General features: G+C 40.2%; 12 protein-coding genes, 1 tRNA gene and 1 other RNA gene. 7 read left to right on the forward strand and 7 right to left on the reverse strand.

Going from position 1 to position 16,550, the window contains the following annotated elements:
• Positions 1–204 precede the first annotated feature (204 nt).
• Both ffs and fsa read left to right on the forward strand, forming a co-directional pair.
• Positions 205–304, forward strand: an RNA gene (ffs, locus tag DBR43_RS29060) — signal recognition particle sRNA small type.
• Between the two features lie 101 nt (positions 305–405).
• A complete protein-coding gene (gene fsa, locus DBR43_RS29065) occupies positions 406–1,065 on the forward strand; it encodes a fructose-6-phosphate aldolase (RefSeq protein ID WP_124586825.1) in 660 nt (219 codons plus the stop codon).
• 31 nt (positions 1,066–1,096) lie between these two features.
• On the opposite strand, the gene DBR43_RS29070 is transcribed toward fsa, so the two are convergent.
• Entirely contained in the window at positions 1,097–1,591 is a 495-nt protein-coding gene (locus DBR43_RS29070) for a D-glycero-alpha-D-manno-heptose-1,7-bisphosphate 7-phosphatase (protein WP_124586826.1), read from the reverse strand.
• A gap of 120 nt (positions 1,592–1,711) precedes the next feature.
• Here DBR43_RS29070 and DBR43_RS29075 point away from each other — a divergent pair, with 120 nt between their 5' ends.
• Positions 1,712–2,545, forward strand: coding sequence for an alpha/beta fold hydrolase (locus tag DBR43_RS29075; protein WP_124586827.1), 834 nt, complete (start codon positions 1,712–1,714; stop codon positions 2,543–2,545).
• Positions 2,546–2,739: 194 nt separating this feature from the next.
• Positions 2,740–2,812: transfer RNA gene (locus DBR43_RS29080), tRNA-Lys, on the forward strand.
• 156 nt (positions 2,813–2,968) lie between these two features.
• Here DBR43_RS29080 and DBR43_RS29085 read toward each other — a convergent pair.
• Positions 2,969–3,691, reverse strand: coding sequence for a glycosyltransferase family 2 protein (locus DBR43_RS29085; RefSeq protein WP_124586828.1), 723 nt, complete (start codon positions 3,689–3,691; stop codon positions 2,969–2,971).
• A 100-nt stretch (positions 3,692–3,791) separates the two neighbouring features.
• Positions 3,792–7,061, reverse strand: coding sequence for a glycosyl hydrolase (locus DBR43_RS29090; protein ID WP_233603261.1), 3,270 nt, complete (start codon positions 7,059–7,061; stop codon positions 3,792–3,794).
• 490 nt (positions 7,062–7,551) lie between these two features.
• Here DBR43_RS29090 and DBR43_RS29095 point away from each other — a divergent pair, with 490 nt between their 5' ends.
• Positions 7,552–8,334, forward strand: coding sequence for a hypothetical protein (locus DBR43_RS29095; RefSeq protein WP_124586829.1), 783 nt, complete (start codon positions 7,552–7,554; stop codon positions 8,332–8,334).
• A gap of 42 nt (positions 8,335–8,376) precedes the next feature.
• Here DBR43_RS29095 and DBR43_RS29100 read toward each other — a convergent pair whose 3' ends face one another.
• The 4 genes from DBR43_RS29100 to DBR43_RS29115 form a co-directional block, all read right to left on the reverse strand.
• Positions 8,377–11,154, reverse strand: a complete 2,778-nt coding sequence (locus tag DBR43_RS29100) for a TonB-dependent receptor (RefSeq protein ID WP_124586830.1) — start codon at positions 11,152–11,154, stop codon at positions 8,377–8,379.
• 10 nt (positions 11,155–11,164) lie between these two features.
• Positions 11,165–11,881, reverse strand: coding sequence for a hypothetical protein (locus tag DBR43_RS29105; RefSeq protein ID WP_124586831.1), 717 nt, complete (start codon positions 11,879–11,881; stop codon positions 11,165–11,167).
• A 98-nt stretch (positions 11,882–11,979) separates the two neighbouring features.
• A complete protein-coding gene (locus DBR43_RS29110) occupies positions 11,980–12,270 on the reverse strand; it encodes a chitin binding peritrophin-A domain-containing protein (RefSeq protein WP_124586832.1) in 291 nt (96 codons plus the stop codon).
• Between the two features lie 11 nt (positions 12,271–12,281).
• Positions 12,282–13,367, reverse strand: coding sequence for a DUF1573 domain-containing protein (locus tag DBR43_RS29115; protein ID WP_124586833.1), 1,086 nt, complete (start codon positions 13,365–13,367; stop codon positions 12,282–12,284).
• A gap of 166 nt (positions 13,368–13,533) precedes the next feature.
• Between DBR43_RS29115 and DBR43_RS29120 the strand changes: the two genes are divergently transcribed.
• Both DBR43_RS29120 and DBR43_RS29125 read left to right on the forward strand, forming a co-directional pair.
• Positions 13,534–13,773, forward strand: coding sequence for a helix-turn-helix domain-containing protein (locus DBR43_RS29120; RefSeq protein WP_124586834.1), 240 nt, complete (start codon positions 13,534–13,536; stop codon positions 13,771–13,773).
• A gap of 519 nt (positions 13,774–14,292) precedes the next feature.
• Entirely contained in the window at positions 14,293–16,536 is a 2,244-nt protein-coding gene (locus tag DBR43_RS29125; protein ID WP_124586835.1) for a hypothetical protein, read from the forward strand.
• Positions 16,537–16,550 lie beyond the last annotated feature (14 nt).

Below are 16,550 nucleotides of genomic sequence, written 5' to 3' on the forward strand. Positions count from 1 at the left end.
TATTTCTATGTTTGCTTTCTGAGGCTGATGTTTTGCGGATTTTTTCCTTTTTCCCGATTTGCTAAAGAAAATGAGAAAAAAGATTAAAAATATTTTACACTACAATAGGTTTAATCTCAATCAATTACCCCAAATCCCCCGAAAAAACTACAATAAAAGCGATATTTACTTTTGTAGATTCAATTCTTTTCCTACTTTTGTGACGGGCAAGTCTTTTACGATCAGCTCCCTTTGAACTCCCCCAGGGCGGGAACGAAGCAAGGGTAGAAGGTTGTAGCGGTGCGATAAAAGGTGCTTGCCCATTTTTATTTTTTTTAGATAGACCATGCTTCGAATGCATACTCTTCTTTCTAATGACTACCACGAGTTAAATAAAATCATATATTTTCTTAAACTATATATCTTATGAAGTTTTTCATAGACACAGCGAATCTGGAACAAATCAGAGAAGCTCAAGACCTTGGCGTTTTAGACGGCGTAACCACCAACCCCAGCCTTATGGCTAAAGAAGGAATCACCGGAGATCAGAATGTATTGAACCACTACAAAGCGATTTGCGATATCGTTGATGCGAATGTAAGTGCGGAAGTTATTTCTACTGATTTTGAATCCATGATTAAAGAAGGTGAAGCTTTGGCGAAACTGGATCCGAAAATCGTGGTGAAGATCCCAATGATTAAAGATGGCGTTAAAGCAATCAAATATCTTTCATCTAAGGGAATCAGAACCAACTGTACTTTAATCTTCTCTGCAGGACAAGCTCTATTAGCTGCCAAAGCGGGTGCTACTTATGTATCTCCTTTCTTAGGCCGTTTAGATGACATCTCTACAGATGGTTTTCAATTGATCGAAGATATCAGGTTAATTTTTGATAACTACCAATACGAAACTCAGATTCTTGCAGCTTCGGTAAGAGGCCCGATGCACATCATCAACTGCGCTAAATTAGGTGCTGATGTAATGACCGGACCACTTTCTGCAATTCTTGCTTTATTGAAACACCCATTAACCGATAGCGGTCTTGCTCAGTTCTTAGCTGACCATGATAAAGCGGCCGGTAAATAAGCGATATTATCCTATAAAAAAGTCCTGTTGATTAATTCGACAGGACTTTTTTTATGTTTTCATAACTGATCTGCTCATCCGGTTCAATGAGAATCCCCTTCACTCCTGCCCCATTTGCGGCCTCCACATCTCTTGGTTTATCTCCAATCATCACAGACAATGCCGGATCGATATTATAAGTAGCAATGGCTTCTAAAACCATTCCTGATTTGGGTTTCCTGCAAGCGCATTCTTCTGACACAGTGGGATGGTGCGGGCAATAGTAAGCATGGGTAATCAATGCACCCTGCTCTTCAAATTTCTTACCAAGAATGGCATGCATCTCAGCAAGGGTTTCTTCTGTATAACGCTTCAAAGCAATACCGCCCTGATTGGTAATGATGATGAGCATATACCCCTCGTCATATAGCCTTTTTAAAGGAGGAATCTGATATTCCAGAACCTCAAAATCTTCCACGCGACAGATATAATCGTATATTTCGTGATTTAGTACGCCATCACGATCCAAAAAAATTGCTTTATTCATTCTTATGATCTTTTTTTGCAAAGATGGGGATATTAAATTAGTATCGCTGTTTGTTGTGGATTTAGTTAAACATAATGACGATCCCGATGTTATTCCTACAGTTAAACTTAAAGAAGAACTATGCCTTATATCAAAAGAAACCCAGAGAACAGCAAGTCTGTCAACATATTTTATGAAGACCTTGGATCAGGTAAACCCGTCATCCTGATCCACGGATGGCCGGTATCGCACGAAATGTGGGAATATCAGGTTGCTTCCATTGTATATAGTGGTTATCGCTGCATTGCCTACGACAGAAGAGGTTTCGGACAGTCGGATAAACCCTGGAATGGCTATGACTATGATACGCTGGCTTCTGATCTGCATGAACTGATCGATGCACTGGATTTATCTGAAGTAACCTTAGTGGGCTTCTCCATGGGTGGTGGCGAAGTGGTGCGCTACCTGGGTAAATATGGCTCTTCTAAAGTCGAAAAAGCAGTCCTGATCAGCTCTGTAGTCCCATTGGTTTTAAAAACCGATGATCATGAAGAAGGTGTGCCCTCCGAAGTATTCGATGAAATGATTTCCAGTATCCACCATGACCGTCCGGCATTCCTGACAGGTTTTGGGAAACAATTCTTTAGTGAGGGCGTGCTGAATAAACCGGTGAGTCAGGAAATCCAGAACTGGATGCATCAGCTCGCCATTGTGGCCAGCCCGAAAGCAACAGCAGATTGTGTCAGATCCTTCTCTGAGACTGATTTTAGAACCGACCTGATCACGATTACCATACCTGTTATGATTATCCATGGCGACGATGATAAAACTGTTCCGATCAAGGCGACAAGTGCGATTACTTCTATGTTGCTGCCAAATGCGGAATATTATGTAATTGAAGGTGCACCACATGGATTATTCATCACACACAAGGATGAACTGAACCAATTGTTGGTCAATTTTCTGAAAAGATAGGCTGTTTTTAGTGGCAAATAATGGATTTTTGAGCTAAAAACGAGGTTTAAATTGAATGATATGTAAATAATCTGGCTAAAAATCAGCACAGTATATAATTTATAGAATTTTAATTTGCACCCTACATATAGTAGCCCTATATTTGCATCACTTTAAACGGAAACGCTTAGAGTAAAGCTAAAAATAACAGCTTTGATTCCGTAGCTCAGCTGGTAGAGCATTACACTTTTAATGTAGTGGTCCTGGGTTCGAATCCCAGCGGGATCACGAAAAGCTTCAGAGAAATCTGGAGCTTTTTGCGTTTAACACTGATTATCCCTTATCAACAGTATTTACGTGTCGCCAATGATCCACTGCCCTTCATGTATTGAGCATTTTTGCCCCTTGTTAAGGAATTTTTTCATGGATCCATTTAGCAAATATTTATATCGCTTCCCAGTTGTGCCCTAAACGGTGAGCCCATTTTTTTGCATAGTAAATGTATTGTTTAAACACCAGTTCATTAAAACGACCCTCTTCCTGTTTGTTTATTGTGGTATGATCCAGGTGATCTACAAGGGAAGAAGTAACGAGGAAGTGTTTTAAATCCAATACCCAAAGTAAATGCATATAATCATGAGATGCATACTTAAACGTAAAGTTCTCATCCATCTTACCTATTAAATTCAACATACTGCGTTTAAAGAAAAGACACCATCCTGAAACTTCCAGTCGGACTCTATTTCCTTTCAGTTCTCCTGTGTTTGGAAATATACCAAATTTCGGATGATGAATTGTACATAAGGGAGAGGCACTGTAGAGGTCCTGATGAACTTTAAATGGCTTTAATATTTCCGTTGCCCAGTGCTTATGGAAAAACAAGTCATTATTACATAAACAGATATAAGGTGCTGATGTCATGGAAATTCCAATATTCATATAACGGTTATAACCAAATGGCTTATCTGAATAGATCGTTTGCCCATATTCGTATTGAAAGGGAGCCAGATCCTTTCGGGATTCAACTACGATGATGTTAAATTTAATTAATTCAGGATCTTCAGAGGCCATTAAAGAATTTAGACAGTTAACTGTCACCTGCTTTAATTCTTCTGTTTGTGCAAAGCTTAAAATAACAACATCTACTTCCGTAATACCAGATTCCATATTTTCCTAAATTTAATTAAATGATCAGCGTTAAATTATTTACAAAGTACAACGAAAATCATAGAACCAATAGGGCCAAAAGTCCCATTTTATGGCAATATTACCGCACAATCTCCAACCTCACCGGGCCTTTTAATCCAGAAGGCTGCAATTGGACATCAGGATTATATGAATTATAGTAGGTCCAGGTTAACCTTTTATCCTCAGGCAGTTGGTGATCTCCTATCAACCGGTTTATCCAGTTATTAACGACTTTAATTTCCAATTCATTTTTGCCGGACTTCAGTGCCCGGGTAATATCGATTTTGTAAGGAGCAGTCCATACTCCACCCACATCTACTCCATTAACCTTTGCTTTTGCGATTGCGATCTCATTTCCCAAGTCCAATAGTACACGGTCTCCATTTTTAACCTTTGGTAATTCAAAGTCATGGTGATAGTATGCTGCTCCGGAGTAGTATTTTATACCATCTTCTTTATGCTGAGTCCAGTCTTGGAGCTGTTCGAAGATAACGGGTTTGGAAGGCCCCCCTCTGTCAGGATCGAAGTTGACCGACCAGCTGCCTGTAATATCAAGTATGCTGACGAATCCCGGATAATTCGGCCGACTGTCTTTTTTAGCCCTGCCCTGCTTTCTGAAAACTACAAAAGCACTTTCATAAGGCGCCAATTGCAAAGGAACTTTGGTAGACTTGTCAGTTTGCTGATAGTCAGCAAGGTCACGTATATCACCTGTTGTCGCATCCCATAATTCCGGAATTCTCCCTGAAATACGAAATTCCGGATTTAACTTTACAGACTTGTTTTTTTGATTGGAAATAAAGTAAATTGAGCCATCTTTTAGTGCCCTATGTATAAAAAGCACAGAATCAGCAACCGCTGTTTTAAGATCAGGGACAAGATCTATCGATTTTAAAACCTCTTCCAGGTTCATCCCGTCGATCACCATTCCTTTACCATAATGGTTAATTTTTATCGTGGTTCCATTTATATTGCCCCAAAGTTCGGCTGTCAGCTGCTGAATCTCCAGATCTGCTTTTCCAATATTTTGTAAACTTGGTGATCGTTTTGGTTTTGGACCTAAAACTACCGCGCCATTGTGTACCAGCTCCTTTATCTTTGTCAGCAACTCTGGTCGCATACTTTCCAGTTTTGGTAAAACCAAAATCCGATATTTCATTCCATCAGGTAAGATCAGATTACCATCCTGCACCTTTAGCCTGGTTTTAATCACCTCTCCATTGATATAATCAAAAGAATAGCCATGCGGAAGTGCTGGTTCTGTTATTCCAGTCATTTTTGGCGCATCTTCGCTGATGAAGTAAGCCACATCTGCTACATATTTTCCCTGTTGCAGAAGTAAATTACATCTTTTAATGTATTTCAAAAAATCGTCCATATCAGAGAACCAGGTGTTTTTCCGGTTAAATTCAGTTCCAAAAAAGGCGTTCATTCCCGGCATTTTATCTTCGTAGGCTTGATGGATATAAACATGAAGTAACGTGTTATTGATTCCTTCAGTAAAAGAACGATCAAGGCGTTGTTTTAATGTAGCAGGATAGTTTAGGAAATAGTTATCTATCGTTGTAAAAGACTCGGCGGAAATCTTGGTTTTTCCATAAATATGTGCGCAGGAAGCAGCAGCCCGGTTTTCTATAATACCTTTAATTCCCTCATTCCAAAATTCACCACTAACCTCGTCTGATCGTGCTCCATATTGCAGAAACTCTCCCGGAAAGCCATAATGCCCATAATTTTCCAGCCAGGTTGTTAATCCATTTTGATGACACACTTCGCTAAGTCCGCCTACATATTCATCAGCCACCTGATCAGCTACAAAACGCCTAAGGTCCCATAGAAAACGATCAGAATGATCGGCACTTCCAACCACCTTGCCTTGCAAAACGGGGATATAGGGAAGCGGATCATAGCCATAATTCAATTTAAATTTCTTTATAAACCCATCGCTCCAGTTCTGACTGCCGATTTCATAACTATCTCCAATCACGACTTTCCATGTTTTGCGGTCCTGCGCCGGAATCCGCCGTATAATTTCCCCTAAAAAGTTATTAAAGTGAGCTGCGATCTGCGTTTTACTCATTTTATCAATTTCAAGCCCTGTTCCTTCAATAGCCGCGAACACATTATTAACGAGTGTCGGCGTCATTCCACAGCGCTCAATGATCCATTTTCCTTCCGGGACCTCCCAATTCAATGTGCCATCCGCCAACATATACCCCGAAATGTCTAAAACTTTATCCGGTTCAATTACATAATCCTGATCTGCTATAACGGGTTGTGGCAGCCATTGGTAAGCTGGCCAACTAACAAGTCCCTCAGGCCACATTTTTGCCAGTGTTTTTTCCAGATAGCTCTCTACTATGGGAACGGAAGAAAACCTAATTTCCGCGAGTCCGCTCTTTGCTGAAAAATCAGTAAATATCACCCGGAAATCTTTAGCCATGGTGGCAGGGATAGAAACTGCAGCAGGGCCATATGGTATGAAGCCGTTTTTTAAACTTGGATTATTGCGGTCTATAATAAAATGTTTTATGGTTTGGTAACTATTGCCAATCTTTACCTGAACATCGCCTTCTAACCTGGTAGAAACGCGGGACCTATCAATGATTAAACTACGGACATTATATAATTTTTCTACACAGAAGTCAAGTATGAAAGACTTTTCTGCAGGGAAGTCACAAATCGTTTCTTCGACACCATCTATTAAGTTATTGAGATTTTCTAATGAAGGAATAGAACTGATTTGAGGCTTCAGCCCACGAATATCAGTACCATAATCTTTGGGTGCGGGGTAAGCAATCACTTTTACATCCTGAAAAACAGGTTTCGGTATTTCCAGTTTTCGGTGGATTAAGGCAGGTCCATTCAACACTACTTCTGAAGAGGTCAGGTAGCGCATGGACTGCTCAGGCTTAACCCAGGGACCTCCAGATTGACTCCAGCCAGGACAATTAAATATTCCTATTTCAATCCCCAGTTTCGTTGCCGTCTTTAATGCAGTATGCAGAACATCCCACCATTCCTCTGTGAACATTTTTATTTTACCGGCATATTTCTCCCGCCAGGTAACATTTGCAATAAATGCACGATTAATCCCGATCTTTTTCATGGCCTCCAGGTCTTTTATCACTCCTTCACTGGAGATATTCCCAGAGACCCAATACCAATAAACACTTGTTTGAATGCTATCCGGAATCTTATAAAAGCCTGTTTCCAATGCAACCATTGGACCAGAATAGCTCCTTAGCTGTCCTTTTACGGCAAATGCATTAAAAGCCACAAAAAGTAAACAGAGAGAAACTGTTTGAAATGTAAAGCACATTTTGACTTTAAAAAAATAGAGCGTCATATAATTTTTAATTTGATCACATTGTTTATCAATACTTTAAAATTATATAAACCACAACGCAGCAACAACATTTCCGATTAATTTACTTTTAACGAACTTGCTGAAAATCATTAGTTTAACTGGTTTTTTCTCACAAGACTTTTAAGATCTTTCTTCGTAACATCAATCGTAACATTTAAAACCGGAATCCTCAGACCCGTCACTGTTAGAACCAGTATCAGCAATCGGCTTTTCAACACCAGGGCCTGGATTGACACTTCGGAATACCTATAACTGCCGGTCATCGCATTTGAGACCTGATTTTTTTCGAAATCTTACTGATCAGCTCTTTAAATTTCTCCATTTCTTTATACGTACAATTTCGTCTTTTACAGTTAATGCAAATGCATTTGGTTTTTTGTCATTTACGATTTTATCCATAAACGAAGTTTCAATTGCCTTATTCACCGGAGTCATTTTTTTCATTGGAAAATCATCCTACCTTTGATTCATGAACTTCAGTGATTCCAATATCTCTTCAATACTTACCGTAGGCACTATCATTGGCCTTTATTTCTTATTTGCTAAACTCGTTCCTGTGGAAAAATCTGAATATAAAACGGAAAAATCTTTCGAAACATTAAGCGCTAAATACTTTGTTTCTGATTTAAAGTACATGGGAATATTCCTTCTTTTGGTAGTAGTATCGGGCTATCTATTTTATGAAATCTTCTTATTATTTACTGGATTCAGGACCTCAGTACTTTCAGATGCTTTAATTGTTGTCAGCCCTGATCCGGGGATGCTGCTAGCACCTTCACTTTTCTGTGCCCTCTTATCGTCCTCATTGCTCCTGGTCTTCCTCATTAAAACTCAGCTTAAAGATGACTGGAAGGAATATATGGCCTATTACAACCTAAAATACAAGTTTAACTATGCGAAAGTTGTTGTTTATCTGATCCGGATTTTAACTGTAATTACAGTCGTAATTACCATTGCTTCATTAGATTGGTTCTCTTCGTTTGGACACAAGGAGATCAAAATAAATAGCTTTTTAAGTCTTGGAACCAAATCGTATCGCTATTCCGACGTTTCAAATGTCGCTAAAGTAATGAAGGTAAAGGCCCCTAGTGGTAAAATACTAAACGAACCCTATTTTCTGGTCACCTTTAACGACGGAAATACATGGAGCTCCATATACAATGGTTTCGGCGACCAGCAGAAGAACCAAGAAATCATAACACTTGTGAGCCGACAGTCTAATAAAGCGATCAGCCAGGTTGAATTTGAATGATCCTCTGCCCTCAGCAGATGCAGTAAAAAATTCCATATGGTATTAATCCAGAAACATACCATCCCTCTTCCTCGCTTTCTCTGCATTTTTTCCTGCAGACCATTGCTGTGGATTCCATGAAAACTGAACTAAAAAGTAGCGGCTGTTCATGTTCGGCCGACTATCGACAAACCCATTGGCTGTTAAATTACGGGAGGTAATGTTGTTCTGTTTCAATGCGTCCATCAAAACCAGGCTTAACATTCCATTCTTTTGTTTAAACATCCTCTTTTCGATGCTCAAATTAACAATAAAAGGATTTTGTGTACCATTTACGCTGAGTCCCCGCACCAGACTTTTTCCAACATCAAAACCGAAGACAAGTAATTTGGAAAAATAGAGGTTGCCATGGGCATTGAATCCGGTAATACTGGAACTGATTTTAGGGAAACCGGCCAATGTAAACGCAGTTCTGTTCAGATTAAACTTTATTCCGGGACTAAGATCCAGCCAGCTTACCGGCGTGGCACTGAAACTAAGAAACTGTGAGATGGTATAAGTTTTCCCGGTATTTCGCAAACCATTGCTCATCGAAATGGAATTTGAATAGTTGAGGGTTCCATTCATCTGGATAGCATACCGACTATCTTCAAAGGATTTGGATACTGAATAATAAGTCATCAGGTTATAATCTCCATTTGAATTGACATAATGTGTTTCCCTGCGGATCCCCAATTTAGGATCCTCAATCAAAATCTGGTTACTCACCACTTTATGATTTGTAAATGAAGCAGATGCATTGAGGCTCAATTGGATCTTAGATGCAGTTGAATACATGGTATAACCAATACTGGGGCGGTGTACTAAAGCGCTTTTTAAGCCGGGGTTGCCAAATCGTGTATTTAAAGGATCTGTTAGCTCGGGGATTGGCAAGACCTGATCAAAAGAAGGCTGCTGAACCAGCGCGGCATAAGCCAGCTTAAACTCCATTTTTTTATTGCTGCTGAACCTTAAATCAAACTCAGGGACCAGGTTATAGGCATCTCTCTGGATCAGATTTCTGAACGTTTTAAAAGCACCCCGCATATGGCTTCCCAACAGCTTAATGCCGAAATTCAATTCGTACCAGGTATTTTTACTATAGGCAAATTTCAGGCCTAGAGGATTATTGATGGTTTGGTAATCAAAAATGCGGCTCAGTGAGTCAACATTTGTCAGCATCCCATCACTGCCGACGTTTTTAACTTGCTGCCGGTTGTTATAACTTGCGTAGTTCAAGGCTCCTACCAGACCGATTTTTAAAAACTTATTAATGGGATGGCTATAAACCAGTTGCAGGGAATGGTTGCTGTTTAGTCTGGAGATATCGCGTAAATTATGCAGTTCATAATTGGAGGCTGCGCCGGAAATGGAATTGTTAAAAAAGTTATCATCCATCCGGTCTTCCTCCTCTTTTCTCGAAGAAGATCCCAGCTGGAGAGAGAAGGAGGAACCAACCGTTTCAAAACTATGGGTATAAAGTGCCGATGCATTGTAACCCGGACTCTTTGTTTCGCTGGAACTAATGCTGCGTTGTGCAATATTGATCATTCCCTTTTGCAGATTTTTTTGATCAGAAGCGGTTTTATTTTCAGCATAGCCCAGATCGGCACTAACGATGAGCTGATCGGATTTCCCTGGATTATAATTGATCAGTCCCTTAAAAAAATGACTTTGCTCCCGATAGTCCCCGACCAGCTCATGGCTTCCATTGACCTGGCCATCGTTGTAATATTCCGCTGAAATGCGTTTTTTAAATGTACGGGAATTTGACTTTTTAAAACTGTAATTACTTTCAAAAGTAAGCTGATCACTGAGCTTGTTGTTATAGGTTAAACCACCATCAAAGTGATTGATTTTTCCGCCATTTATATTTGAGTCTGTCCCGGAAAGGCCAGAATAACCAAGTCTGGAATTACTAATGGTTCCTACGGCCGGGCCATTGCGAACCCCCGACGGAATACGTCCGGCAGAAGTATTGATGCCCACTTGCCGATAACCGTCAACGCGCTTGAAAGACCCTCCTGCATAATACCTATCGTTGAAATTTGATTCTGTGGTCAGCCCGTACATCGTTCCGACAGACTTATCGGCTTTGGAGACGACATTTAAAACCTTGCCAGGCTCCCCCGTTTTAATGCCTGTGGCTGCAGCCTGATCCCCATAATCATCGATAATCTGGATGCGTTCAACAATATTTGCAGGCAGCTCTTTTATGGCACTTTTAAGGTCTCCCCCAAAATAATTGATGCCGTTAAACTTTGCGCGTTTCAGCTCGTGTCCCTGGTAGGTTACCGTTCCGTCTTTATCCACAGAGACCCCTTCCATTTTTCTCAAAAGGTCTTCTAAACGCGCATAATCACGAATGATATAATCCGCGGCCCAGAATTCAACCGTATCCTTTAAATACTTGGGCCCTACTTTCCCTTTTATGTCCACTTCCCTGAGTAATTGCTGCTCAGATCTTAAGACAAAGGGTTTGAGCACCAACCGTGGTTTGGTATCATTGTTTAAATACCTTTGGGATTTCTTTAAAAACCCAATTCCACTAACCGTGATGATAAATTCAGCCGATTTTACATTTTTAAAAATGAATACCCCTTGTCCATTCGTTGTGGTTTGCAGGGTATCTTTAGCGGAAACCAGCAGCACGCTCAGCCCTTCAACTTCGACACCAGCTGAATCCTTAACAATTCCGCTTACTTCTCTAAAAGCTAAAGGAACAGTGCCCACCGGTTTATTTTGTGCATATAAAGTATAGCTCATCAAAAGATAAAACAATGTGCCTATCGTTATCTTCATGTAAAAGACTTTAAGGTTTTTGAGCCAATTTATAACTGGCCCAGAACTCCGACCAGTTGCCGGAGTCGATGATCCGTAACATCATTTCTTTGCTCACATTGGGATTGAGGTTATTTCCTCCCATAGTATACATTGCGGCCTGCGAAGGGCTTAGTCTTTTTCTGGCGTTGCCACGGAGCAGCATATTGTAATAAATTGTTTGTCCGGGCTTTATGTCGACCAATTTAAGTGGGATGGCCAATTCATAAGTATAGACCTCCCCGTTATTTTCTATGTTCCATCCTGCCTGAATGCCATGCTCATTGTAAATGGAAATAAGGGTATCCGTTATTCCGGAAAGGTCACGAACGTCTATTTCATTCCATTCATCTCTGGGGATAAGTTTGCCATTAACAACAGGCACAGGAAAGGTAAAGGCCGGTAAGCCTGCTGTATTTTTTGTTTCCTTATTGCTGAGAAATAGTTTGATTCCTCCTGTAGCATAAGCCTTAGCCGGAAATTTATCTTTTTTTACAGCGAGATACAGGAACTTATCGTCATTAGCAATGCTGTACCAAAGATTATTCTCCTGATTATAAGCAGACAACCTGCCTGACCAATCGTCTAGTTTACCGTCTATTTTAATTTTTTCTGCCCAGATACTTTGGTTTTGCGTGTTGGGTACTTTTTGGGCATAAAGGTATGTACTGAATAAAATTGAGAACAGAATAAGAGGTACTGATTTCATGTTTTTCTCTAAAATTTACGATCACTAAAATTCATTTGCAATAAAATCAAATCCTAAAAGGTTGGTGCTCTTTAAAACAAGCACCAACGTCCTGACCTCTAAGGATTAGCACCATAATTACAAGGTGGGGCCGGGTTCTTCGCCTCACTTTCATAAGTACAAATTCGCTCATCCGGACTGAATACCAATCCAGCCTGACATTGAAACATCAATGGGATTCGGGTAGTCCCTTCTAATACCACGCAAATAATGAATTTTCTGCAATCATCAGGATGCGGTAAAGGGCCACTATCGAACGAGCCCGGCAGACAGTTATATGCCACGGTATTTTCAGCTTTACCTGAAAAAAAAGCCAATAGGCATAAGCAAACAAAAATTGATTTTTTCATATAGTTTGGTTTTAAATGATTTGTGCAGTTCCACTAATATTAATCTGTAAAGGATCTGTGGGCGAACTTGAAAAAACAAATAAGCTCTGATTAAATAAACCTTCTTGCTTGAGCTTATAACTGACCCTGATCTCCCCTGTTTTTCCGGAAGGGATTCCTTCTTTTGGCCAGGTAACTTTCAAACAATCGCATGAAACGCGAATGTTGTTGATAAAAAGCTCCTTTTTGCCGACGTTCTTGATCGGAATCTGAATAGTTTTAACTGCTCCTACATAGTCATGCCCAAAATTTATCTCTGTATTTGGCGTACTTAACAAGGCCTCGTTAACTGATGTATAACTGGCATCTGTAATGTGATGGAGCTCATTTTTAAGAGATTGATAAAGCATGACATCCAAATTATCATGATAGGTGCTCAGGGTTGACTCTGCTGCCTTTCCCGCGGCGATTTTATCATTGATACCAACCATTGCTTTGCTGAGCAGGTATCGGTTAAAGAAATACGGCTTTTTTTGAATGTTTATAGTAAGACTGTCAATTTGTTTTTTGTTTAAGTTCCCGCCACGCTGCATAATGCTGGCATAACTAAACAGCTCATTTACAAAACCCATCTTTTGCTCGTCAGAAAAGTTTACCTTATCGTCCCCATTTAAAAAAGGAGCCTTCGAACTATAGAAAACCTTCCCGGCATATACTGATTTTAAGGCCTGTAAAAGCACTTCGGGCCTTGCCCCTCTAAAAAAAACCTTTATTTCCCCATTCCTATCAAAAAGCAAGGTCATCGGAAAACTATAGTCCCTGAACAATTGATTTATGATAATTCCTTTACCATTGACACTTATGGATTTAATATCCAAATCAGCATTAAGGAGTGTGTTGCCGCTATCATTAAGTTTATGAAGTTCTCCTTTGTAAATATCACATAGCTCACAGCCTCCTTTTGTCAATATCAATGCGAGGTAATTATCCTTTACTTTTTGTTGATCTAGTATTTGGTGCAAATTACTTGCTGCATTGAAATCAATTTGTGCCTTTTCGGGCTTGCAGCCAAAGAGGGCAAAACAAAAAAGGAAATAAAAAGTAAGCGTTTTTTTCATGTCTGGGAATGGAATTGAGCTACGTTAATGAATTAGGTTGAAGATATGGCAGTCTGCAAACAGACACAATAGACAACGTCTATCATTCTTCTTTTAATTATTTTCTTCTACCCCATACCCCCTATCTTTCCCGTCTATAGTAAAAGACCATCCATTATTAACAGAAATGAAAGAAAATTTAATACTCAGTTCCTCAGTGTCCCTTGGTGATTATATTCGTAAAATCCGGATAGAGAATGGATATTCTCAATACGACATGGCCAATGCCCTGGAGATTTCACAAAATTCCTATTGCCTCCTGGAGAATGGAAGAACAAAGTTCATGCTCGACAGGATCATCCAGATTGCTGCAGTTTTTGAGCTTAGTCCAAGAGAATTTCTGGAAGGTTACTTTAATCAGAATTAGCGGTATGGGCTACTTATTGCCTGATCTTGCCTAGATTTTCCTTTTTTCATCGTATCGAATATTTCAGATCCGGATATCATTCTACGCTAATAAACTTTGATTTGAAGTATGGCACCAATGGTTTGCGTGGCTTTGAATTAACAGATGGACTAGCATCTGCTCCTATCCCTTAATTTAATGATAGCACATTACTTTTGGTTTTATTACTGCAAATGAACTGCACTCAACAACTCCGTATTCCTGCTCAATAAACGATTACCGGATTCTTAAAAAACATTACGCCGCCTACATTTAGGGATTTTTCTATTTCGTTAAATGCTCAACTTCACATTGCATTAACGAACTCCGCTATGAGACAACTTATCCGACGACTAAAAGGAAAAATACTTTCATACCAAAGAAGCTTTTACCGGCTTAAATCGATCCACAGAAAAATTATGTCTGAACTATAACTGCCATAGTTAAACAGCTCCGCTTCGTCTGCAAACATTTCAGTTCAAAATCTCTAAGCCTATCACTATGAAGAAAATACTAACTACTTTACTAATTTGCTCCTGTTTATGGGATGCAATAGCACAAGCTCAGCCCACCAACCCAGCCCCATCAACCAAAGGAAATCCGTTATTATCTATCGGTGCCGGTGTCAATGTTCCGGGCAAGGTTACAAAAGAAAACACAGATCTGGATCAGGGATATGGATTTAATGCCGATCTATACCTTCCCTTGTTTACAAAATCCTTTTCTATTGGATTTAATGCAGGAGCAGGATATTTTACCGGAAACAAGCGGTTTAACAATTATACTCCTTTTAACATTACCGGGCAGAGCAGCAGTCCCGCAATTAGCGAAACAGCATCGGGAAGTTCCAGGCATTCAGGCTTTAAAGCAGAGGGTGGTGCTCAGGCAAATCTAACTCTTGGACCAATAACCGTTTCACCGATCTTGAATGCCGGTTACTTCAGTTTGAAACAAAAAGGTTTTTCTGCTACCCAAACAAGTGCTGTAAATGGAAAAAGCAATACTTATAATTTATACAGTCAGGAGGAAACTAAAACCACCGGATTTGTCTTTATACCCAAACTGCGATTCAGCTATTTTCCGGGGAAGGTTGGGTTTTATCTGGAGGGAGCTTACAGTACCGGACCGACCATAAAAAATGAAGTCACCCTATTTAAGCCACAGGGTAATCCGGATGCGCAGGGTTTTTACAATATCGATCAGATGCTCAGTGGAAACAGTCAGACTGTAACAAAAAGCAGCGCCTACAATAGCCTTGCTTTCAACCTTGGTGTCAGTTTGGCTTTGGGGAAAAATTATACGGCAAAAGAGGTCAGAAAAAAAACGGCAGAACCACAGGAAAAAGGACATCAGGACAAAGAAATCAAGAATATCGAGCAAACAGACGATGCCGCTGATCCCTTTGCCGGACTGCCCATGATGAAACTCGAAGGCAGATCGGGTGAGCAACAGGAATGTAAACCAGTGATCCGCTATCCGAGACAGGGACAACGTTTTGGCGAAAAGGGCCCCATCACCTTTCGCGTAAATATCCCCGCAGACTATAGTGGAGAAAAGTCTATCCGTATCTATAAAATTTCCGACGATGAGAATTACCTAAGTAAGCTAAGCTCAGGGGAAAGGACGAGCATTGGCGATAGGATGAGTACAATTGTAAACACCCTTCTCGAGCAAACCGGGAAAGACAAAGCTATTGTTAAAAGCTTAAGTAAGACAGGCAATGAATACAGCAGCAATCTTGATGGCCTGGAAAAAGGCAGCTATATGGCGCTTATTGGTAACGGAAACTGCCATGCAAGTCCTGTTTCCTTCATCGTTGGTTCTGGCTTACACCGTCTGGATGTAATAATTGATACAGCAAGATGTAAGGGCTTTAACGCAGCAGGAAAACCGGTTTATACGATTGCCATCACCCTTAAAAATTTCAGTACAGCTGCAGAAAATATTACCTACGACTTCAACAATGCTGCAAACCTGAGTCAAAATAATTCAATTCCAGGTAACTCCATTGCAAATATTGTATATGCCGGTACAAATGGGACTATCCTCCTTTCTGCAGGAACCTACCCTGCAACCCTTGCCCCGGGTGTGCAGCAAACCTTTAGCATTGACTATACACCAACCAATACCAATGCAACCTGTCTGAACCTGGATGTATATACCAGTAGTCTGCAGGGCAATGCAACGGTCAATGACAATACATTTTACTGTGTACCTGTGATACAATGTACTTGTAATTATTGCGATTTAATCAAATGGGAGTTCTCAAAAGATAAAATTACAGCGACTACCCAACTGACCAATAACAGCATTAGCTTATCAACCACCATTACTGCACCTGCAGTGAACATTAAAAGCTTTAAAGCCGAACTCATTAGTTTCACGCATGTTTCAGTCAACGGAACAGAAGAATGCTTCATCTGTAACAAGGACAGTCAGACTTTTGGAAATTTCAGTTCAGGAACATTTACTTCTGCGGGTTGGGGCGCTTTAAACGGCTTGTTTCCTGTTATTCCCGCTGGTGGTGGCAATACTCACCATACCCTGAGCTGGTTCTCCTTATCTCCTCCCGTCACGGCACTTTCAGGATCACAAATAGACCTTAACATTTCAGCGCCCCCATTCAGCACCCTTGCCTGTTGCGACGATGTGATCAGATTTTGTATTCGCTATAGCTTCACAAATGCAGATTGTCAGACCTGCAGCTTTGTAAAATGCTATCAGATCACCAGAAAACATAAATAATTAAGCGCCCTTAA

The organism is Pedobacter sp. KBW06 (assembly GCF_003852525.1).
Lineage (GTDB): Bacteria > Bacteroidota > Bacteroidia > Sphingobacteriales > Sphingobacteriaceae > Pedobacter.

Coding starts and splice junctions, on each gene's coding strand:
- fsa (WP_124586825.1), top strand. CDS start 406: ATGAAGTTTTTCATAGACACAGCGAATCTGGAACAAATCAGAGAAGCT.
- DBR43_RS29070 (WP_124586826.1), bottom strand. CDS start 1,591: ATGAATAAAGCAATTTTTTTGGATCGTGATGGCGTACTAAATCACGAA.
- DBR43_RS29075 (WP_124586827.1), top strand. CDS start 1,712: ATGCCTTATATCAAAAGAAACCCAGAGAACAGCAAGTCTGTCAACATA.
- DBR43_RS29085 (WP_124586828.1), bottom strand. CDS start 3,691: ATGGAATCTGGTATTACGGAAGTAGATGTTGTTATTTTAAGCTTTGCA.
- DBR43_RS29090 (WP_233603261.1), bottom strand. CDS start 7,061: ATGACGCTCTATTTTTTTAAAGTCAAAATGTGCTTTACATTTCAAACA.
- DBR43_RS29095 (WP_124586829.1), top strand. CDS start 7,552: ATGAACTTCAGTGATTCCAATATCTCTTCAATACTTACCGTAGGCACT.
- DBR43_RS29100 (WP_124586830.1), bottom strand. CDS start 11,154: ATGAAGATAACGATAGGCACATTGTTTTATCTTTTGATGAGCTATACT.
- DBR43_RS29105 (WP_124586831.1), bottom strand. CDS start 11,881: ATGAAATCAGTACCTCTTATTCTGTTCTCAATTTTATTCAGTACATAC.
- DBR43_RS29110 (WP_124586832.1), bottom strand. CDS start 12,270: ATGAAAAAATCAATTTTTGTTTGCTTATGCCTATTGGCTTTTTTTTCA.
- DBR43_RS29115 (WP_124586833.1), bottom strand. CDS start 13,367: ATGAAAAAAACGCTTACTTTTTATTTCCTTTTTTGTTTTGCCCTCTTT.
- DBR43_RS29120 (WP_124586834.1), top strand. CDS start 13,534: ATGAAAGAAAATTTAATACTCAGTTCCTCAGTGTCCCTTGGTGATTAT.
- DBR43_RS29125 (WP_124586835.1), top strand. CDS start 14,293: ATGAAGAAAATACTAACTACTTTACTAATTTGCTCCTGTTTATGGGAT.